At 49.8% G+C, this 21951-nt stretch carries 19 protein-coding genes; 17 read left to right on the top strand and 2 right to left on the bottom strand.

The window, feature by feature from the left end; translation table 11 throughout:
• Nucleotides 1-8: 8 nt before the first annotated feature.
• The 9 genes from M3194_RS13135 (at nt 9) to M3194_RS13095 (ending at nt 7098) form a co-directional block, all read left to right on the top strand.
• A complete protein-coding gene (locus M3194_RS13135; RefSeq protein WP_251654527.1) occupies nt 9-275 on the top strand; it encodes a hypothetical protein in 267 nt (88 codons plus the stop codon).
• Between the two features lie 100 nt (nt 276-375).
• Complete coding sequence (locus M3194_RS13130; protein WP_251654525.1) at nt 376-1794, top strand: spore germination protein; 1419 nt, start codon at nt 376-378, stop codon at nt 1792-1794.
• A gap of 10 nt (nt 1795-1804) precedes the next feature.
• Nucleotides 1805-2923, top strand: a complete 1119-nt coding sequence (locus M3194_RS13125) for a Ger(x)C family spore germination protein (RefSeq protein ID WP_251654523.1) — start codon at nt 1805-1807, stop codon at nt 2921-2923.
• A complete protein-coding gene (locus M3194_RS13120) occupies nt 2868-4025 on the top strand; it encodes a GerAB/ArcD/ProY family transporter (RefSeq protein WP_311290695.1) in 1158 nt (385 codons plus the stop codon). Before M3194_RS13125 ends, M3194_RS13120 begins: the two co-directional genes overlap by 56 nt.
• Nucleotides 4022-4222 carry a hypothetical protein gene (locus tag M3194_RS13115; RefSeq protein WP_251654519.1) on the top strand — a complete coding sequence of 67 codons (201 nt, stop codon included), beginning with the start codon at nt 4022-4024 and terminating at the stop codon, nt 4220-4222. Before M3194_RS13120 ends, M3194_RS13115 begins: the two co-directional genes overlap by 4 nt.
• Nucleotides 4223-4322: 100 nt before the next feature.
• Nucleotides 4323-4772, top strand: coding sequence for a MarR family winged helix-turn-helix transcriptional regulator (locus tag M3194_RS13110; protein WP_251654518.1), 450 nt, complete (start codon nt 4323-4325; stop codon nt 4770-4772).
• A 145-nt stretch (nt 4773-4917) separates the two neighbouring features.
• Nucleotides 4918-6090 (top strand): MFS transporter, encoded by a 1173-nt coding sequence (locus M3194_RS13105; protein WP_251654516.1) that lies wholly within the window; start codon nt 4918-4920, stop codon nt 6088-6090.
• Between the two features lie 151 nt (nt 6091-6241).
• Entirely contained in the window at nt 6242-6796 is a 555-nt protein-coding gene (locus M3194_RS13100; protein WP_251654515.1) for a hypothetical protein, read from the top strand.
• 80 nt (nt 6797-6876) lie between these two features.
• Nucleotides 6877-7098 carry an alpha/beta-type small acid-soluble spore protein gene (locus tag M3194_RS13095; RefSeq protein ID WP_251654513.1) on the top strand — a complete coding sequence of 74 codons (222 nt, stop codon included), beginning with the start codon at nt 6877-6879 and terminating at the stop codon, nt 7096-7098.
• A gap of 137 nt (nt 7099-7235) precedes the next feature.
• Here the strand turns inward: M3194_RS13095 and M3194_RS13090 are convergent, their stop codons facing one another.
• Both M3194_RS13090 and M3194_RS13085 read right to left on the bottom strand, forming a co-directional pair.
• Nucleotides 7236-7634, bottom strand: coding sequence for an Rrf2 family transcriptional regulator (locus tag M3194_RS13090; protein WP_251654511.1), 399 nt, complete (start codon nt 7632-7634; stop codon nt 7236-7238).
• 26 nt (nt 7635-7660) lie between these two features.
• Nucleotides 7661-7960: an MmyB family transcriptional regulator gene (locus M3194_RS13085; RefSeq protein WP_251654509.1), complete on the bottom strand. Its 300-nt coding sequence runs from the start codon at nt 7958-7960 to the stop codon at nt 7661-7663.
• Nucleotides 7961-8111: 151 nt separating this feature from the next.
• Here M3194_RS13085 and M3194_RS13080 point away from each other — a divergent pair, with 151 nt between their 5' ends.
• From M3194_RS13080 to M3194_RS13045, 8 genes are all read left to right on the top strand, one after another.
• On the top strand, nt 8112-11405 hold the full coding sequence (locus M3194_RS13080) for a fibronectin type III domain-containing protein (protein ID WP_251654507.1): 3294 nt from the start codon (nt 8112-8114) through the stop codon (nt 11403-11405).
• A gap of 122 nt (nt 11406-11527) precedes the next feature.
• Nucleotides 11528-12595, top strand: coding sequence for a spore photoproduct lyase (gene splB / locus M3194_RS13075; RefSeq protein ID WP_251654505.1), 1068 nt, complete (start codon nt 11528-11530; stop codon nt 12593-12595).
• A 142-nt stretch (nt 12596-12737) separates the two neighbouring features.
• Nucleotides 12738-13274 carry a cyclase family protein gene (locus M3194_RS13070; RefSeq protein WP_251654503.1) on the top strand — a complete coding sequence of 179 codons (537 nt, stop codon included), beginning with the start codon at nt 12738-12740 and terminating at the stop codon, nt 13272-13274.
• Between the two features lie 156 nt (nt 13275-13430).
• Nucleotides 13431-13835: a MerR family transcriptional regulator gene (locus tag M3194_RS13065; protein ID WP_251654898.1), complete on the top strand. Its 405-nt coding sequence runs from the start codon at nt 13431-13433 to the stop codon at nt 13833-13835.
• Complete coding sequence (locus M3194_RS13060; protein WP_251654501.1) at nt 13822-14826, top strand: oxidoreductase; 1005 nt, start codon at nt 13822-13824, stop codon at nt 14824-14826. The genes M3194_RS13065 and M3194_RS13060 overlap by 14 nt, the downstream gene beginning before the upstream one ends.
• Before the next feature lie 191 nt (nt 14827-15017).
• Nucleotides 15018-15419, top strand: a complete 402-nt coding sequence (locus M3194_RS13055; protein WP_251654499.1) for a cupredoxin domain-containing protein — start codon at nt 15018-15020, stop codon at nt 15417-15419.
• A 275-nt stretch (nt 15420-15694) separates the two neighbouring features.
• Nucleotides 15695-18337, top strand: a complete 2643-nt coding sequence (locus tag M3194_RS13050; RefSeq protein ID WP_251654897.1) for an NPCBM/NEW2 domain-containing protein — start codon at nt 15695-15697, stop codon at nt 18335-18337.
• 215 nt (nt 18338-18552) lie between these two features.
• Nucleotides 18553-21753, top strand: a complete 3201-nt coding sequence (locus M3194_RS13045) for a fibronectin type III domain-containing protein (protein WP_251654497.1) — start codon at nt 18553-18555, stop codon at nt 21751-21753.
• The last annotated feature ends 198 nt before the right edge of the window (nt 21754-21951 follow it).

Here is a 21951-nt window from a genome sequence, read left to right as displayed (position 1 = left end):
GCATCACGTTGCATTGTCGGTTGTCGGGACAGACGGTATGCTGGAGAGCGGATACTTTCGCGGATATTGCGGGGCCAGATAAATTGGGTCTCGATGAATTTGTTCGTCAATACCTTAGAGCAACTCAAGATACCCGTCAGGTAGTAACGGACGAGGCAGCTCCTTACTTCGGTGTTCATGTGAAGGAATCGTCCCTTGTCCCAATTGACGGCTCGGCACGCATCAGCGCGGCACGTTATGAGGACTGGCTCAAAAAAGTCGCCGTTCGAGTATAAGAATATCAAGGAGTCCCGATTTCTGTCGGGCTCCTTTTTTTATGCCAGAATATTAGTCATGGCGCTAGGGAATCCTCTGGAAAAAAGGGGGGAGTTCCGGATGGAGCAGCAAAACCAAAATATATCGCCACTCATTCGAAATAGACTGCACGATTCGCCTGATCTTGTCGTAAAGTCCTATATCGTTCAAGACCATGTCGAGCTAACCTGCATTTATTTGTGCACGATTACGGATCAGAAGCTCGTGGATGAATTGATCATATCCGGCATCATAACGCCACATACCCCTCTGGTGGACGGCATGAATCCCCTTCATTGGTTGATGTCGGCTTTTAAACAAGCGGAAGTCAAAGAAGTGATAGGGGTAGATTCATGCATTAAGGAGATATTAGAAGGGCAATGCCTTATTGTCCCTCCCGGTCAAAGCGCCGTATCCATTAATGTCCGCAAACAAGAGCAGCGCAACATAGCGGAGCCTGAAACAGAATCCGTCGTCCGAGGTCCGCGCGAAGGCTTTGTGGAGGACTGCCAACGTAATATTTCGCTTATCCGCAAACGCTTAAAGAGTGAGAAATTGGTCATTGAAGAAATGATTATCGGAACGGAGAGCAATACGTCCGTTAGCTTGTTGTTCATGAAGGGAATCGCGGATCCGGATTTGATAAACGAATTCCGCAATAGATTAAAAGCCATTGACACCGACAGCATTCTCGAGAGCGCGTATATTGAAGAATTTATCCAAGACAAGACTTTAACGCCTTTTCCCCAGTTCATGTCTTCGGAAAGACCGGATGCTATCGTTGCCAAATTGCTTGAAGGTCAAGCAGCTGTCATTACGGACGGTACGCCTAACGTATTGGCGGGTCCAATTACGTTTTTTCAATCGTTTTCTACGTCCGAGGACTATTACCAACGATCTGATATTGCTACGTTATTGCGCTGGCTTCGCATGCTGGCATTCTTGATTTCCGTATTTACTCCTTCCTTATACATATCCATTGCCAGCTATCATCAGGAGATGCTGCCGTCTTCCATGCTTGCAAACCTCGCTTCGCAGCGAGAAGGAGTACCCTTCCCGGGGGTAGTAGAAGCTTTCGGCATGATGGTTATTTTTGAGGTCCTTCGGGAAGCCGGACTGCGAATGCCGCGGATATCCGGTCAAGCCATATCCATTGTTGGAGCCTTGGTGCTGGGCCAAGCAGCGGTAGAAGCAGGGATTGTGTCGGCGGCCATGGTTATCGTCGTATCGTTGACCGCGATCGCTAATTTTGTCGCTCCGAATTACGGATTTGGCATTGCGCAACGTCTCATTCAATTTGTATTTATGTTATTAGCGGGCATATTAGGTTTTTTTGGCGTCATGTGCGGTGTGTTCGTGTTATTGATTCATTTGGTTTCGCTTCGCTCCATGGGTGTTCCTTTCTTCGCTCCGCTTGCGCCGCTAAGGCTTGCGAATTGGAGGGACACCTTTATCCGCATTAACCGGCCATTGATGAACCGGCAGCGAAATAAGGGTTAGGAGATTCGATATGATAAAGAAACTAACTTTTATTTTACTCATGTTGACGCTTTGCTCCGGGTGCTGGGACATGAAGGAAATTAACCAGCTGGCTATCGTCGACATGATCGCTGTAGATCGGGACGATAACGGGATGTTCCATGCCTATTATCAGGTTCTTAATCCGCCCAGCATTGAAGCCCGAAGGTCTGGCCCAACCAAAGCCGCGGTATATACGTTTGAGGTTAAATCGCCTTCCATGGGGCGCATGTTCGAACATACGGGCGCTGTTATGTCCAGAAATTTGTATACATCCCATCTGCAATGTTATGTCATATCGGAGCGCACGGCCAAAGCTGGCTTATTAAAAATGATCAATTATCTGGAAAATTATAAAGAGCGCCGAACGAATGTATATGCCGTTGTATCGGAGGATCCCGTTTCCCAGATCATCAATACTTTCACCTTAATAGACAGGGTTCCCGGCAGAAACATCCGCTTGTTGATGGATTGGCACGCTAGAAGATTCGGCATAAACAAACTGCCGACAAGAATTAAGGACATTGTAGAAGGAGTTCCATTCAGCAGACCAACCATTATACCCATGGTTCAATATATTGGCGAGGGTTCCGCATCCGTTTCGGATCGATTGGAAGATATAAATGCGACGAAGCAAAACCTGAAATTAACTGGGGGAGCCGTATTTATTCAAGCTAAGATGGTTGGGAAAGTAAACGATGAGATTAAAAACGGTTATTACGTCTTGAATGGATATGCCACGCGCAAGCAAGAATCGTTCAAGGTAAACGGCGAAACGGTTGATGTGGGAGTAAACGATATTAAAATCAAGCGGACTTGGGAAACAAAAGATACGCTGCGAATTCGAATGGACTCGAAATTGGGCATAATAAACAATGAGCAAAGCCGAAAATTAACGGTACAGAATATTGGAGAAATGGAACAAGCCTTCAACAGCACCTACAAAGAGAAGTGCGATGAATTGGTTAAATTCTCTTTGGAGAAGAACTGGGATTTGCTTGGAATCGGAGACATGAAGCAAGGCCGGAACAGATGGAAAGACATTAAGGTGAAATTTGAGATTCATTCAACGCTTAACCATATTGGAAACACGATTACGCCGTACGAATAGGAGAATTACGTTGGAACAAACTTCATTAAGCCCCTTCCAAATGTTTTGTGTCGTTACTTGTTTTATCGTGGGGACTACTTTTATCATGCTGCCAAATGCCACGATCTCAGATGCGAAGCAATATGGGTGGATTGTTCATCTTTGGAGTGCGTTTTTTGGAGTTCTCATTGGGTTGGTATGGATTTACATATCGAGGAAGCATCCGGGTCTGTCGCTTGTACAAATATTGGGCAAAGTATTTGGCAAATACGTAGGCGGAATCATTTCTGTCTGCTATATCGTCTTTTTTCTCCAAATAGCTGCTTGGGTGACGAGAAATATAAGCGATTATATGCACATTACGATGATGCCGAGAACGCCTCCGACTATTTTTCACCTTATGGCCCTTATGGTCTGCTCCTATGCGGCGGTGAAGGGGATCCGGTCGATAGCACTGGTCAGCATATTTATCGTACCTTATATCTTCATGTCCTTCTGGATTCCGTATACGGTCATGCTAAACGAATGGGATTGGAGAAACTTCCGTATTCCCGGCGATTTTCATGTTTGGCAGGCGATTGCGGATACCAAATACGCGCTTGGCTTTCCTTTCTTGGAGACGGTAGCCTGCATGATGATATTCCCATTAGTGCAAGCAAGGCTGAAGACAGCCGTTCTTAGCGGAACGGCGTTCGCGGGCATTCAAATTGCGCTGTCGGTTTTTTTTGCGATTGGAATTCTGGGGGTGTACAGATCGTCCCATCTCCTATATCCGGAGTATACGATTTTCCGTGAAATGGAGTTTTCAAGCTTTATAGAACATCTGGAATCCATTATTTCCATCAACATGCTGCTTGTTGTATTTGTCAAATTAAGCGCCATCTATTATTTTGCGGTAACGGCTATTTGCCAAGTATTCTCCATTCGAAGCCGTGCCGTTGTGGCTATCCCCCTGATATGGGTGATCTCCGCTTATTCCTTGCTGTTCTCCAATATCACGGAGAACGCGGAGTGGATCCATGATTATTTGTTTATTTATTACGTCCCCTTCGGGGTTGGTTTCCCTGTTCTACTACTTCTGTTCACTTGGTTTCGTAAAGAGAGGAGCGAAAGCGCCGCATGATTGCGCTCGTGGGCTTATTCATTGTCTTCCTGGCTGTTGGCTTCATAGTCATGCGACGTTTGCAAATGCACCGCAGAGAGGTATGGGCCTTTGCCGTTATCTCTTGTATGGGCTTCGTGTTATGGGCAAGTATCGTGATCGATCATCCGCTTGATCTAAACACTGCAATCAGCTGGATGATCGACAGCTTATTTTAGCTGGGTGATCTCACCGCTTGCAATTAAGGGCATATAAGACTAAAATGATTTTATTAACTTTGAGTATACATCCCAGTGGTATAAGTATGGAGGTAAAATAATGGCTATAGATATAAATATCCCTGCCGTATGCAATTGTACGAAGCTGAGACGCGCTCAACGCCATATTACTCGTCTGTATGATACCTGCCTGGCTGAATCAGGAGCGGGGCTGCGGGCAACTCAATTCTCCATCTTGGGGTATCTAAAAACCGAAGGTCCCAAAACGATGATGGAGCTTGCCGAATTAATGACCATGGACCGTGCTACAATTGGTCATAATCTGCGGCCGTTAGAGCGCGATAGTCTGGTTCGCATTGCGGTTAGCGAGACTGATCGGCGCGCCCGCATTGTTTCGATAACGGATGAAGGTCTTAGCAGGCTCGAGATCGGAAAACCCGGCTGGGCTAAGGCGCAGGCAGAGTTCGAAAGGCAATTCGGCGCCGAGAATGCGAAGTTAATGAGAGATATGATGGACGACGTGGCTGGTATATCTTTTTCTTTCCATTAACCCGGTTGGTAGGTTGAATGATCGATGGATGAAGATATGACATCATCGATTGTTTTGGTCAATACGGGCATATAAGACTATTTAGTCTGTTTGTTCTTTTAGCGGGGGATATACTAAGACAAAATAATGGTTAAAGGAGACAAATATGCGAAGAATGCTTCTGGTTGTGCTCATCATGTCTTGCGGTGCTACTTACGTTTCTTCCTTGTTCCCTATTTATGGGGAGCATTATAAACTCAGCAATCTGGAAATTACGATTTTATTTGCCGTGTATGCCGTATTTCTGCTGCCAACCTTATTAGTCGTGGGGGCGAGAGGGAGCAGCTGGGGATTAAAGAAAGTCCTTCGTTACAGTATTTGGATCTCTATCGCGTCAACGCTGTTATTCATCGTCAGCAGCAACGTTTGGATGCTTTATGCATCAAGGATATTGGAAGGTATTGCGTATGGCGCGTTCACAGGGACAGCAAGCGCCTTTCTGCTGAAACAAACGGCGAAAGATAAAGCGGGGAAGGCGCTTAAGTTATCCAGGGTAACCGTGAACATGGGTTTTGGCTTGGGACCGGCCATTTCCGGATTGATTGTACAGTACCTGCATGTGCAGCCGCTTCGCTTGCCGTTCTGGATGCTGCTTATCATGTTATTGATTTCCTTGATATTCTTGGAATGGCTGCCCAAGCAAGAAGAGCGGAATACCCCGAAGCATAAGATATCGCTTGGCATTCCAGAGCATATGAAGTCTCCTTTCTGGTCATTTATCGGCCTGCCGATCTTCACCGTGTTTACGTTAGGCGGAGTTGTGTTCTCGCTTATTCCATCCTTCGTTAAAAATGTCCTTCATTCCGGTAATCTGTCGATATCCGGACTATTGATTCTGCTGCTTCTGGGCGGCGGGGCGGTGCTGCAGTTTTTCCCATGGCCGCGTCATCCCGTTACCCGAATGCGTATTAGCATCCTAGCGCTTACCGCAGGATCCTGGTTCATCGTTATTTCCGGGGAAACATCGAGCTTGCTTCTGCTTTGGGCAGGCATATTCATTCAAGGCCTCGGAGCAGGATGGACGTTTCAAGCGGCTCTGACATTTGCAAGCCAGCTGCCGAAGCCGGAAGAAAGACCTCGTGTCATCTCCGCTTTTTATTTGTGCGCGTATTCCGGATTTATCGTACCTCCGGTTGCCGTAGGCTTGCTGACACAGTTTTTTGACTTGAATGTGTCGTTGGTCATTATCAATTTGTTTGCGGCATTAATAGTCATTTACATGTTGATCTATTCCGTTTCGTTCCAGCGCTTTTATGCGAAAAGAAATCAAAGGGGCTAATCAAACTATTTAATAGCATTAAACGACAAAAGGACATCTCAATAGGTGTCCTTTTGTCTTGCTTTCTTCCATCTTCTTCCGGATAATTTAAGTAGTAGGTTAGCCGGCAACGCGATCAGATCGTCATCCAGTTAAGGAGTAAGGGGGCATTATGATGGCAGAAACCATGAAGAGCTTGAGCAAATTGCTTCTAATCCTTACGATGGTCCTTATTTTCACTTTAGCCTGCAAGAAGGATAACCAGAACGTACACACAATTGCATATTCCGCATCAGGGGACATGTGGGAAGTATCATTAGCCAATAACTTAACCGAAAAAAATGGAGCTAGCTTTTATCATCTTACATTTATCTATAAGGGAGCCGTTAATGATCTCCATGAGATCGCTCATATTACCTTTGCACAAGGCAATGCCTTGGATACGCAAGTCGTGAATGTGTTCGATATATCCTATAAAGAAAAAAGGATCAGAGAGGGCAAATACAACGAAGAAGAGGCCACGCGTCTTGGTACTCTTTATTTGGATTTAAAGAAGAAAAACGATAAGGAGTTTAATATTGAATATAGAGCCAGCGTGGTAAACAATGAGGAACAAAATATCCTCAAAGCAATAGATACCGACCGGCTCTTTATCATTGTGCAGTGGAAGAATCCGCAAGGTGAACACAAGGAGATTTTAACGATAATCGATCGGAAAAAAGTTTAATACCGGCTTGTATAATATGGTTCCAGTTGGAGAAATTAATCCCAGCAACACATTTCACAACACATCAGGAGGGTTTACTAATGGCAAAGAATAGTACTTTACTGGTCCCACAGGCATCCCAGGCTTTAGATCAAATGAAATTCGAAGTTGCCTCACAACTGGGTATTCAGTTATCTCATGATGGATACAACGGTGATATCACAACTTATAATGCAGGCAAGATTGGTGGTTCCATCACTCGTCGTTTAGTTGAAATCGCTGAGCAAAGCCTCGGTGGCGGCAGCCAAAATTTCCGCCGTTAATTGAACATAAATACTTAACGAGTAAGCTGCCGTTCTTGAACGGCAGCTTTTTTATTTTTTACGGTCCTTCTTGCTATAAACAAAAAAGTCGTGGAGTCCACGACTTTTTTGTTTTGTTATGCAGTTGTGAATGGAGGTCATTGGAAAGACATTGACTTGGCAAGATCGGCTATGGTCTGACTTCTCAGATGGTCTTCCATTTTTTGCTCTGCCGAAAGGACCACCTGTTGAATCGGACAATCTGATCCGTGATTCAAGCTGCAATGAAACAAAGAAGCGGTTCCTTCTATGGCATGTATGATGTCTAAGAACGAAATCTTTTCCCAATTTCTCATTAATCTATATCCGCCATTTGCGCCTGACGCAGACTCAATCATTCCCGCTTTGGCCAGCTTCGTTAATATTTTGGATAGATAAGTAGGGGAGACGTCTTGCTTCTCCGCCAATACTTGCACTCCTACAGGCTTGTCCGGCGCAGCTGCTGCAAGAAAGAGCATGGTATGAAGAGCATAATTAGTGGCTTTCGAATACTTCATACAAATACTCACCTCATCGATTTTATTTATCCATAATAACTATGATCATTTATCCTTGTCAATAATGCGCGGCGCTGCTGATTAATCAGCATATTCTCCTGCAGTTGTTTCAGACGACGTATCCACATCTCCGCAAATTCCGAGCTCGCCTCTCCCAAATCTTCAACGATCAAGCTCACGCAAGGATTCTCCATCCGGCGGGCATATGCGGTTCGGAATGAAGCCGCCAGCTTAGCCGCCGATGACTCCCAGTCCACGAATCTGTCCCGCACTTGCGGATCGGTAAATCGCAGCCAAAACATATCTTCTGCTAAAGATCGGAGCATTCGGTCTGATCCCATTTGTTTACGAAGAGAAATGAAAATCGTAAGGTGAAATTGTCTATTCCCTCTGGTTGCGGGAGCTTGTTAATCGGGACACAATGAGGGGGAGATCAAGCGATGTATTCGTGATTATTCTGAGGGGGAATGGACGGTAATGACAAGCAGGAAACGCGGGAAGATTTCATTATGGCTATTTGCAGTTTGTTTAACGGTGACCATGATCGGCGGCGGAATTGGAAATGCCTTTGTTGCAAGCGCTTACGCTGGAAACACTTCAACTGCTATTACAAACGTGAGACTAAACACCGACAAACCGGCGCAGTTTGCAAAGCTCGAGGCAACCTTCAACTTGGGAACAACGTACTCGAATCCTTTTGATCCGGAAGAAGTGGATGCCGTAGCGGAAATCACGACGCCTTCGGGAATCATCGAGACTGTTCCGGCCTTCTACGCATCGCCTTCGTCACCAAGCTGGACGGTCCGTTATTCTCCCCGCCAGCAGGGCAAGCATGAGCTTATCATCGCGGTGAAAGACAAGAACGGCATTTCAAGGTCGGGGACAATCAAATTTAATGCGAAGAAGCCGGATGCCGGCCGCGGATTCATGAACGTGTCGGGCGACCGCTTCGTCGACAGCTACGGGAAGCAAATTACGCTGCTTGGCACGAATTACGCTTGGGGCAATCCGCCGGAAACATTAGCTGCCATGCCTGAATATAGGAATGCCGGCATGAATCTCATGCGGGTGTGGCTAACCGCTTGGTGGGCGAATTATTCGCCAGAATACGGACCGGTTACAACAACACAAAACGGAATCACGATGACGTATGACGGAATCGGCAAATACAATTTGGATAATATGACTCGTATGGATACGTTGATCGAAACGGCGAAGGATAATGATCTGTACATAATGCTCACCTTAAACAGCTTCGGGGATTTCTGGTACGACTGGGCCTATCATGCCTACAATCGCGATAATGGAGGCACCTCGCAGTGGAAAGAGAATCAGACGGACTTTTGGTATAACCCCGAGGCCATCGACTATCAGAAAAAATTGCTTCGTTACGTGTTCGCGCGTTGGGGCTACAGCACATCTCTTGGCATGCTCGAATACTGGAACGAATCGGATAACCGGGTAGACACAACGGCGGAAATCCGTGACAGCTGGCATGCAACGCTCGACGAGTATTGGAAGAGCTGGGATTTCTACAAGCATCCAACGACAACCAGCTTTGCATGGAAGGATCATGTTGAACAGCATGCGACCCAAGATTCTTGGGACGGACTTGAGAGCCTGGATGCCGTCAACATGCACTTGTATGCCGCGGACTCGGACATTACAGGCTTATGGGAGGCGAGTCTCAATGCGCTTAGGACGTTTGGCAATCGTCCAGTGTTTATAGGCGAAGCTGGAAAAACGGGCAATGACATCAGTACCGACGACAGCTTGCTAAACTATGTTCATGACGGCGTTTGGGGGCCGGTATTCCGGTCGGGTGCAGCCGGGGCAAATGTCTGGTGGATTTTCGAGAATGGATTCAATATGCCACCGGCTTACAAGGAGCAATACGCGAATTTGGCGCGCTTCATTCAGCCGGAAGAAGAAAATTTGGTTAACATGGGCTTTAAGGATTATGGCACTCAAAGCAATGGCACCAAGGTTGGCGCTTTCCAAGACCAAACGGGAGCAATCGGCTGGATTAATGATCCGGCATATACTTACGATGCGGAGAACGGAAGAGCCGTTTCGGGGATGCTATTTAGCGTAACAGGGCTGCAGGCGGGCAAATATCAGGTGTCCTTTTACAACACATATACGGGAACAACAATATCTACGACCTCGATAACGTCTGGCAGTCAAGGATTAACCATGGCCATTCCGTCGTTTTCCCGGGATATCGCTTTCAAAGCAGTATTGACCGAAAAATCCAAAAAGGATAAAACGGATCCATCGGCGCCTTCTCAGCTGGCAAGCACTGTAATAACCGAACATACGATCAAATTGACCTGGAATGCTTCTTCAGATAATGTAGCCGTCACCGGATACGATATTTATCGGAACGGGAAGAGAATTAGCGTTGTCAGCGGGTTAGCGAACTCGTATCGGGACGTCGCGCTGCAGCCGGGTACCCCTTATCAATATATGATTAAGGCGCATGACGCGGGAGGCAACGAATCTGGCGGAAGCACGATTGTGGCAGCTACGAATCCATCGGATACGTTCCAGCCGACTTCACCGCTAGATCTTGCGGTAACCGATACCGGGATCAATACGATTGATTTAGGCTGGTCTTCATCCTACGATAACACAGGCGTAACCGGCTATCTAATCTATAGAGACTCCGTACTGATCGGCAGGAGCACAGAAACAACCTTCCAGGATCGGGACCTGCGTCCGGGCACTGCCTATACGTATACAATAAAGGCTACGGACAAGGCGTTAAACGCATCTGCGGCTAGCGATGCGGTCATAGTGACGACGGAGAGCCCTACGATGACCGACAACCTGGTGCTTAACCCGGGCTTCGAGACCATTGCAAACGGCATGCCAATGGGCTGGACCTGCGAACAATCGCAGTACTGCGCAAGCGATACAACGGAGAAAAAATCCGGTGAAGCCTCGCTTAGAATCAGCGGGACTACGGGCGCTTGGTTTGGTGTTGTATCCGCTGCCGTTCCGGCCAGTGCGGGCAATACGTACCTGATGGACAGCTTCGCCAATATCTCGGTTAATAACGGTTCGACCGTTAAAGTCAGAATGCAGTTTATGAACGCGGCAGACAGCATTCTGGATGACAAAACGGTGAAAGTCTACAATGGCACAACAAGCGGATACGATAATATCTATGGATCCTTCACAGCTCCGTCAGGCACGGCAAAAGTTAGAGTTTATCTGTACATCGAAGGGTTAAACACAGTCATTAACTTGGATGACTTCTCAATTAAGGGCTATGGGGACGGAGTGGTGACCCCGGAAGAGCCATCGGCCAATCTGCTTCTCAATCCCGGCTTTGACGATCACAACGATTCTTGGAAAACGGCGATCTGGACATGCGAGAAAGAATGGCTCTGCCAATGGACCGATCAGGTAAAACGATCGGGAATGGCAGCGATGAGAGTAAATCCTTCTAATCCGGATTGGTTCAGCGTCTATCAGGATGCGCTTGTAACGCCCGGCCAATCGTATACACTCGATGGATTCGTCCAACTGAGCAAGCAAGGGACCGGCGGCAAGCTGCAGGTGAAATTGATCTTTTACAATGCGGCGGGCGAACAGCTTACGGAAGAGTGGCTGAAGGATTATGACGGGACTACAAGCGGATTTGAGAACGTTCATGGAACTAAAGCGGCTCCAGCTAACGCAGCCAAAGCGAGGGTGCAGCTGTACGTGAACGGTTTGGCAGGCGAGATGTACTTCGATGATTTTTCGTTAAGCGAAAGCTAAGCCGGTCTTGAGTGCAGGAAAGGGATGTTCCCTACAAGGAACATCCCCTTTTTGCATGAAAACGATGAATTAGTCCACCCTAATGATGAGTGTAAAATGATCTGCGCAGGAGGGGATCTGCTTTGTCAAACTCATCGGGATTATTGACTCCACCAGCACGCGATACCAAAGTATTCGTTCCCGAGCTCGTCTATTTCGAACCGGACGCGTTGAACTATCCGAAAGGCCAAAGAATACACGAATGGGCGAAAGAGCAGGGGCTTCCGATTCGGATGACGACCTCTCATAACCGAATAACGAACCTGCCGGGAGAGAGTGACCTCGAGAAATACAGGATTGCCAAAAGGACGCTTGTTGTTGGGATCCGCAAAACGTTAAAATTCGACCAATCCAAGCCGTCAGCGGAATATGCCATTCCCATCGCTACCGGTTGCATGGGGCATTGCCATTATTGTTATCTCCAGACGACGCTTGGAGCCAAGCCCTATATCCGCGTCTACGTGAACACCGGGGATATTTTGGAACAAGCCGAGAAGTATATCCAGGAACGCGCCCCGGAGATTACCCGCTTCGAAGCGGCCTGTACCTCTGATCCGGTAGGTCTTGAGCATATCTCCGGCTCGCTGAAGGAATATATTGAATTTATGGGGCGGCAGCCTCTGGGGCGGCTTCGGTTTGTGACGAAATACCATCATGTTGAACCGCTGCTGGATGCAAAGCATAACAAGCATACTCGGTTTCGCTTCAGCATTAACGCTGAGTACGTTATTAAGAACTTTGAACCGGGCACTTCGAGCTTCTACGAACGAATTACGGCTGCCGGCAAGGTTGCTCATGCAGGATATCCGCTTGGATTTATTATTGCTCCTATTATTTGGCATGAAGGCTGGGAAGACGGTTATTCCGAACTCATAAGTCAGTTGAAAAAAGCGTTGCCGCCAGAATCAAGATCCGATTTAACGTTCGAGTTGATTCAGCATCGATATACCAAGACGGCTAAAAACATTATCCAGCAGCGATATCCAAAGTCCAAGCTGGAAATGGATGAAGAGAAACGAAAATACAAATGGGGACGCTGGGGGCAAGGGAAATACGTCTATCCGGATGATCAGGCGAGCGCGCTTAAAGAATTTATTTACCAACAAATTCACGATCATTTCCCGGAAGCAAAGATTGAATATTTCACATGATAAAAACGCAACGGCAGTTGTACAACCAGTCAGCTGCCGTTTGTGTTGGGCAAATTCGCGACATCCGATTGCTAATAGGGAAACTTTAGGATAAATTGAAGCTAAAGCTTGCCTTATCGGATGCGGGAAGGAGTCGCTCATAGTGAAAGTAATTGATTTATCGTTACCTATTGCCGATGGAATGCCGGTATATCCCGGCGATCCGGTGGTCAAAGTCAAGATCGCGCATACATACGAGACCCATACCTGGGAATTACGGCAGCTTTCGATGGGCAGCCATACCGGAACCCATGTAGACGCGCCATCTCATATGCATTCCGGAGCCGCGACTTTGGATGATCTTCCATTGGAGCGTTTCTTCGGAAAATCGCGAGTCGTACGGATGAATGATTCTGCTTGGCCGGAAGGCCGCGGACTGTTCTTCGTCGAATCGGTTGGATTGGAAGCGTTAGACCGTCTCGCTTCGCTCCAGCCACCGTTCGTTGGCGGTGAGTTGTCAGATGATCTTGAGCGGGCGCTGCTCTCTATGGATATCGTGACGTATACGAAGCTGCAGGGATTGGAACGGCTTCCCGCCGGTACGGACTTTATGTTTTACGGATTTCCATTGCGGATCGCCTGCGGCGACGGATCACCGGTTCGGGCTGTAGCAGTGGTTGAGGCTGATTCGGCCGAATAAAGCTCCAAACATCGTGAAGGCATCCGGTCAATTGACCGGATGCCTCTTATTATATGTTCCATTTTATGGATTTGACTTGGAGTTTACTCCAACGGGTATGCTGATCGTGTAATAGAAAAACAAGCCAAGAATAAAGGAGGAAGCCGATTGTACGGTGTGGATAAAGACAGGACCTATAACATTGCCGACATTGCCGAGCAGACCGGTCTATCGCCGGATACCCTCCGGTATTATGAGAAAATCGGGCTCATAAAGCCGCCGGAACGCGGGTACAGCGGGCAGCGTAAGTACAGCAGCGCAGATTTGGGCAAGATCGTGTTTGTAACCCATTTGAGGAACACGCGCATGCCCCTGAAGAAGGTACAGGATTATATTGATGCTTACAACGAACAGGACGAAGAACAATGTTACTCCTTGCTGGACGAGCATCGGCAGTCGGTAGAAGCCGAAATCGCGGAATGGTCGGCCACACTGGATTTGATTAAATATAAGCTGGAGCATTTTCAAGAAGTGAAAGACGGCAAGTTATCGAAGGGAGAAGATCAATATGAACACGAATAATTACGTTATCACCCCGCAGGAGCTGCTCAACAGCGGCTTTGGTCCTCGGACTACCGCGGTTGAAGCACTCGGAGACGTCAATCTGGAAGGGAAAGTTGTAATCGTAACCGGCGGCTACTCCGGTCTTGGCCTTGAAACCACTCGGGTATTAGCCGGTGCCGGTGCACAGGTTATCGTACCCGCTCGCACGCCGGAGAAAGCAAAGGCCGCGCTAGCCTCCATCCCGGGGGTCGAGCTGGAAACGCTGGATTTGATGGATCCGGCATCGATTGACGCCTTTGCCGAGCGGTTTATCCGCTCCGGACGGCCGCTCCATATTCTTATCAACAGCGCAGGAGTCATGGCTTCGGGAGAAGCGTATGATCATAGAGGATACGAGCAGCAATTTGCCGTCAATCATCTGGGGCATTTCCAATTAATGGCCCGGCTGTGGCCGGCATTAAAAGCTGCCCAAGGCGCGCGGGTTGTATCTTTATCCTCCAAAGGCCATCGATTTAGCGGTATCGACTTTGACGATTTGTTCTTCAATAGCAAGCCTTACAGCAAGTGGCTGGCTTACGGGCAGGCCAAAACCGCAAACGCCTTGTTTGCCGTAGAATTGGACCGGAGAGGATATAGCGATGGCGTACGAGCTTTTTCCGTTCATCCCGGCAGTATCTTAACGGATTTGGCAAGGCATTTATCCGAGGAAGAACTTCAGGCGGCGGGTGCCATTGATGAGCAGGGTCAGCGCGGTTATACCACCTATAATGATGAGCAAAAGACCATTCCGGAGGGTGCTGCAACCATCGTCTGGTGCGCGGTAAGCCCCATGCTTAACGGCAAAGGCGGCGTTTATTGCGAAAATGTTGATATTGCCCGTCCGGTTGAGCCAGGCAATGAAGGCCAGCCGAATCAACCTGGAGTCTCGCCTTGGGCGTTTGATCCGGAAGCTGCCGCCAAGCTTTGGACCGTCAGCGAACAATTGACCGGAGTAGATTTTGATATCTAAGGAATTATCAATCGGATTTTGACTATTCATCCCACGGGAGCCGCGATATTCGCGGCTCTTATTCAATTAGAGTTGTACATAAATCTTCACGATTCATTCAAACAATATCCACATGGCAATCCCGGCTCAAGAGCGATTTGAGTGTATAATCAAAATTACCGTACAACGGGGATGGCGATGGAGGGGAAACGATGACAACTGTATTTAAGTCAAGCACAACATGGATGATTGCGGGAATTTTATTGATTTGCGGATTATTCTTTGCGTTCTTCTACAACCCGAATCATAATGAAGCGAAAGCGGAAAGCTCCGTAATCACGCAGCAAGACGGCTATCAAATCATTCATATAGAAATAACCAATGATGGCTTCCAGCCTTCCAATATTGAGCTTCGGGCAGGAGTTCCGACCAAGCTTAACTTTATTAAGCGAAATAGCTTTAACTGCATAACAAGCGTTGAATCTAAAGACCTGGACTTTAATCAATATTTGAACAAAGGGGATAACCTCATCACCTTAGAGGAATTAGCGCCCGGAACCTACAAATACAGCTGCGGCATGTTAATGTACCATGGGACGATTGCCGTGAAATAACTCGGCTGCAACGGCTTCGAATGAAAGTACGGCTAACCAATACCGAAAAACGCAAGTCTGCAGGGTGAACCTGCGGGCTTTTCGTTTTTGTACAGTCGTTTTGTATAGTCTATACAAAACGATTAATACAGTAATTAACGCGAATTACAGCCTCGTAGTGCTGCTATTCGAAAAATGAACAGTTTCTCCGGAACGCGGGATTGTGCACGATGTAAGAGCGGAGACGGGAAGGATCAATCCGCTCCCATTCCAAGCGCGAAGGAGAGATAACGGTGATGAAATCCAAACGGAAGGTGACCGGCTTATTCCTATCGCTCGTTTTGCTGTGCGCGGCATACCCAATGCCGGGAGCAGCGGCCGCGGCGCCGCCTGCCGGAGGAAATATGATCTCGGCGGCAGATTACGGCGCGAACGGTCAAGACGGGCTGGATGACAGAGCGGCGATTCAAGCGGCAGTTGATGCGGCTTCGGCAGGCGATACCGTTCTAATTCCAAAAGGCACGTATCAGTTGTCGGGCACGGTAACGGGCAAATCGGATGTTTCCATTAGAGGCGAGAAACGGGATAAGACGATCGTTCAGTTCACTTCCGCAGCGGATACATACATGTTTTACTTGCATAATGTAACGAACGCCTCGGTATCGGACTTAACCCTGGATGCAAGCGGAAGCCAGATCGCGATGTCGGCCGTGGTCTCCGAGGGCGGAAGCAAAAACAAAATGAGAAATCTCAGAGTGCAGAATTTTATAGCGACGGAAGGCTTCGGCCCGCATGCTTTGTACGTCGTAGGTTCAACTCACGTCAGCATTTCGGATAACATTGTCGCCAATATTGGAATCGCTTCCATTTGGGGTGCGGCCGTTCGGGCAGGCTGGGGATCGTCCGATGTGCTTGTCGAGAACAACGTAATCTCGAATACGGGCCGCGGCGGCATTCTTATCAACGACGACAGTCCAGGCGCCATCGTTCGCTCCAACAAAATTACAGGCTCGGGGCTGAAGGAGCATGGCTTGTCCATCGAGCTGCACACGAACGTGGATAATTCCATTATCGAAGACAACGTAGTGGATTTCTGGATCAGCGCGGTTCGCTCCGATACGGTAGCGGTTCGTAACAATATCGTGAAGCCGGCCGACGGCAGGGTTGGCAGCATCGGCCTTGAGGTGATGGCGGACAACGCGGTAACGACAGACAATATTGTGGACGGCGGACAACAGGTCGGCATCCAGCAATCGCCGGGCACGGGCTATCAGCTATGGGGTTACAACGTAGTCAAAAACATGGTCATGTGGGGAATGCAGCTGCAAGGAGAGGGCACGGGGCAAATCGAGCAGTTCCAATATTTCTACAGGAACAGCTTCATTAATACGCAGGAGGGCAATCCCGCCGCGGCTTATCCGGGTTATGACGGGAACGGCGTGCGCATTCACGGCAGCTCTCAAAACCTGACGTTCGACAGCAACTTAATCGCCGGCAACGGGCGTAAAGGCATCGAATTCACGGGAGCGGCGGGCGTCGACCGGCTGAGCTTCACAAATAACATCATTACGGGCAACAAAGGCGTCGCCGTCGATCCTTACCCTGCTTCGGCCGGACACCTGGAGTGGAAAGGGAATACCGTGCTCCGAAACGGCAGCAACGCGCAGCCGTCATCGCGCGGCTTCTCCAATCCGAAGCCAACGGCGGATTTCGAAGCGCCTGCCATTGTGCGCGTTGGAGAGCCGGTCACATTCGTGAACAAATCTAAGGACAACGGCTCGATCTCGCATCAGCTATGGGACTTTGGCGCCGGATTGCCGAGCGCAAGCGTAAAACCAACCTACGTGTACGACAGGCTAGGCGCTTATCGGGTGACGCTGGTCGTCTGGGATAACGAGGGACGATCCAGCCTCAAGGAACGACTTGTACTCGTGCGCCCAGGGAAACCGGATACGCAAGCACCATCGGCTCCAAGCGGTCTCGTCTCGCCACTGCAAACCGATGAATCAATCGCGCTGAGCTGGAATCCAGCAGAGGATAACGTAGGGGTGGTCAGCTACGATGTGTTCGTGGACGGAACGCTTGCCGGCTCTACCGCTCCGGGTGAAACGTCGTACCTCGTGACAGGACTGTCGCCGCTGACGACTTACGGCATTACGCTTCGCGCGAAAGATGCCGCGGGCAACGTTTCTGCACCAAGCGCGTCTCTTCGTGTTGCGACCGAAGCACCGGATGCTGAGCCTCCAGGCAAGCCAGCCGGTATGACCGCTGCAGTAAGCGGCGCTACTACTGCCAGCCTGACCTGGTCGGCATCGACGGACAATAAAGGAGTTACGGGCTATGAAGTATTTCGCGGCGGCATTCTGATCGGCACAACATCCGGAACGGCATATGAAGCAACGGGCTTGCTGCCGGGAACGCCGAATACGTTCACGGTGAAGGCAAAGGATGCCGCCGGCAACCGTTCAGAAGCCAGTGATCCGGCAACGGCCGTTCAATCCGCGCCTGAAGCCGACGTCTATTTGAGCGATTATGCATGGGACAGCGGATCGGCGGGCTGGGGCAGCATCATGCGCGACAAATCCTCCGATGGCAGGCCGATCACGCTTAACGGCGTTGAGTACGCCAAAGGACTGGGGACGCACGCAGCCTCGGAAATCGTCTATACGGTTGGCGGAGCTTACAGCCGTTTCCTCGCCGTGGTTGGGGTAGATGACGAAACATACGGCAATGGCGCGGTCAGCTTCGAGGTATGGCTGGACGGCGTGCTTGCTTACGACAGCGGCGTCATGACCGCGGATTCCGAGACAGCATCGATTGATCTGGATATCGGCGGCGCGCAGGTGCTGAAGCTGGTCGTGACTAACGGCGGCAACGGCACCGATTGGGATCATGCGGATTGGGGAAATGCCCGCATCGTATACGGAAGCGGAGAATAAAGACGTGTCGAACTAAAGACTCTTCGAACGATTTCAACGATATGGCTGGTCAAGGCGGCCGTGTCCTACCGGGGCGGCCCTTGATTCCTTGTTCATTTTTGAAAGGAGGTGAGGCATGGTCCATACCGGCAAGTGCCATGGAAAGGAACTTCTATGCGGGTAAGCCAGAATAGCAAGTCATCCATTATTCCAAGGAAGAAAGCGAGAGTGAACTCATGAAACTAGTGAAGTCATTAAGGACTTCCAAGACTAACAAAAAAATCGTAAGCATCTTATGCGCTACAGCCCTGCTGCTGCCCGTCATTCCTGCGATGCCTGCTTATGCGGCATCCTTGAACGTAACCTCGTACGGCGCGAACGGCACCGACACGGGCGATGACAGCGCAGCTTTCCAAGCGGCGGTTAATGCGGCGGCCAGCGGCGACACGGTATTTATTCCAAACGGTACGTATTATCTGGGAAGCGCGGTTAGCGGTAAGTCCGGCGTCAAAATTACGGGCCAAAGCCGGGACAACACGATTATCGAATACAATTCTTCAACAGCCAATACATTCTTCTCGCTCTATAACTTATCCGGCGCGGAAGTTTCCTCGATGACCCTTGACGCAAATAACAGCACGGTTCCGCAATCCGCGGTTGTCTCGGAGAACGGCAGCGGCAACAAAATGCTGAATCTCAAGGTCAAAGATTTCGGCATGTCCTCCGGCTTCGGCCCGTTCGCGTTATACGGGATTAACACGGATAATCTGACGATCAAAGACAACGTGGTTACGAACATTGGCGTCAATTCGGATTGGGGCGGCGGCGTGCGCGTAGGCTGGGGTTCGGATCATTCCCTGATCGAAAATAACTACGTCGCGGACACGGGACGCGGCGGCATCTTCGTCAATGACGACAGCCCTTACGCAATCGTCCGGGGCAACACGGTAACCGGCACCGGCCAGCAGATGGAGGGACTTGGCATCGAGCTACATACCAACGTGGACTATTCCCTGGTCGAGAACAATACGGTTGACCACTGGATCAGCACGGTGCGTTCCGCTTATATCGCAGTCCGCAACAACTATGTAGGTTCGAGCACAACCGTAGGCAATATGGGCCTCGAAGTGATGGTCGACCACGGCGTCACATCCGGAAATATGGTCGACGGCGGCCAGCAGGTCGGCATGCAGCAATCGCCGGGTACCGGATACCAGCTCTGGAACTATAACACCGTCCAGAACATGGTCATGTGGGGCATGCAGCTGCAAGGCGAGGGTACGGGACAGACGGAGCAGTTCCAATATTTCTACAAAAACACCATCAAAAACGGAGCCTCCGGCCATCCGGCTGCAGCCTATCCGGGCTATGACGGCAACGCGATCCGCATTCACGGCAATACGCAAAATATTACGTTCGACAGCAACACGATTACAAACAACGGACGCAAAGCGATCGAAATTACGACTGCCGGCGGAACCGATCGCCTCAGCTTCATCAATAACACGATCACAAATAACGGCGGTCCGTCAATCGACCAGTATCCGTCCTCCGCATCGCATCTGGAGTGGAGCAACAATACGGTCAGCGGCAACGGTACAAACACGCAGCTTACAAGCAGAGGCTTCAGCGATCCGAAGCCGGTCGCGAACTTCACGGCTCCGCTGACTGTACAACTGGGCCAATCCGTGACGTTTACGAACACATCGACGGATAACGGTACGATTGTCGAGAATCTGTGGGATCTCGGCGAAGGCTTGCCGGTTACGACAGCCAGCCCGACGTATACGTACCAGAAGCCGGGTACGTACCAGGTCATTCTCGGCGTATGGGATAACGGCGGCCGTGCCAGCGTGAAGGAGCAGACGATTACGGTTATCGCTGGCCCGCCGGATACGACGGCTCCGACGACACCAACGAATTTGACATCCCCATCGAAGACCGATACAAGCGTTACGCTGACTTGGTCTGCTTCTACGGACAATATCGGCATTGCCGGTTATGACGTCTACAAAGACGGCGTGCTTGCCGGTTCGACAGTAGGTTCGACGACAACTTCGTTTACGGTGAGCGGCTTGACCTCGAATACAGCTTACAGCTTCACCGTGAGAGCAAAGGACGCATCCGGCAACACATCGGCTCAGAGCAGCGCAATCAGCGTCACGACAAGCTCGATCCCAACGCCTGTATGGGTCCCTTGCGCTGGCGAGAACAACCAGTGCAGCTTCACGGGCACAAAGGAAGTTCGTTACGGCGCAGCTGGCCTTTACAATTATGGCACGTACACGAACGGAGTTATGTGCAGCAACAACACTTTTGGCGATCCGGCGCCGGGTCAATATAAAACTTGCGACGTGAACATGGCGGTTGGCGGCGGTGGTGGAGATACGCAAGCACCGACTGCTCCGGCAGGACTTACTTCGCCATCGAAAACGTCGACCAGCGTCAACCTGTCCTGGAGCCCTTCGACGGATAACGTCGGCGTGACGGGTTACGAGATTTACAATGGCGGTACGCTTGCCGGTTCGACTACAGGAGCGACTTCGTTCAACGTAACGGGGCTTTCCCCAAGCACGGCGTACAGCTTTACGGTGAAGGCGAAGGACGCGGCGGGCAACGCTTCGGCGGCCAGCTCCGCGCTGAGCGTAACGACTAATGCGGCAGCAGGGGATACACAGGCACCTACGGCTCCTACCGGACTTTCTTCGCCATCGAAGACATCGACCAGCGTTAACCTGTCCTGGACAGCTTCGACCGACAATGTTGGCGTAACCGGATATGAGGTGTATAACGGTTCAACTCTTGCCGGCACGACTACAGGAGCAACTACGCTAAACGTAACGGGTCTGTCTCCGAGCACGGCATATAGCTTTACGGTGAAGGCGAAGGATGCGGCGGGCAATGTTTCGGCGGCTAGTTCCGCGCTAAGCGTAACGACTAACGCGTCGAGCGGTCCAACGCCTACAGGATCTATTACGCGCGAGTATTGGACGAATATAACGGGCAGTACAATTGCCAGCATTCCGACAGGCACAGCTCCGACGGGCACCAGCTCGCTGACGAGCTTCCAGGCACCTTCGAACTGGGGCGACAATTACGGCACGCGGATCCGCGGCTATATCGTGCCTACAGTGTCGGGCACGTACCAATTCTCAATAGCGGGAGATAACAACAGCGTGCTGTACCTCAGCACGAACGATAATCCGGCGAACAAAGCACAAATCGGAGAAGTCGTCGATTGGGTGAACGAACTGAGCTGGACGCAAAATTCGGGCCAACAGTCCGGTCAAATCACGCTGACAGCCGGCCAGCGTTACTACGTCGAGGTGCTTCATAAGGAAGAGGGCGGCGGCGACCATGTCGCGGTTGGCTGGAAAACGCCTGGCAGCTCCTCCTATTCCGTGATCGGCGGGGCTAATCTGGCGCCGATTCAGTAAATAGATGTTTGTTTGGACCGCAAGCGGCGAGAGCCGCTTGCGGTTTTCTTTTTGTGCCGGCCCCGCAAGAAACATCGTTTAAGAAGTACGAACGGACAAAGCCTTGAGCGTTTGTGGGTAACGCTTCCTCTATGCATACAATAATATCCATATAACAGAAGCCGCATATATACGGCGGCTTCTTTATTTTTCTTATAA

The sequence above is a fragment of the Paenibacillus glycanilyticus genome (genome assembly GCF_023715145.1).
GTDB classification, from domain to species: domain Bacteria; phylum Bacillota; class Bacilli; order Paenibacillales; family Paenibacillaceae; genus Pristimantibacillus; species Pristimantibacillus glycanilyticus_A.
This window is presented reverse-complemented; position numbering and strand designations above follow the sequence as displayed.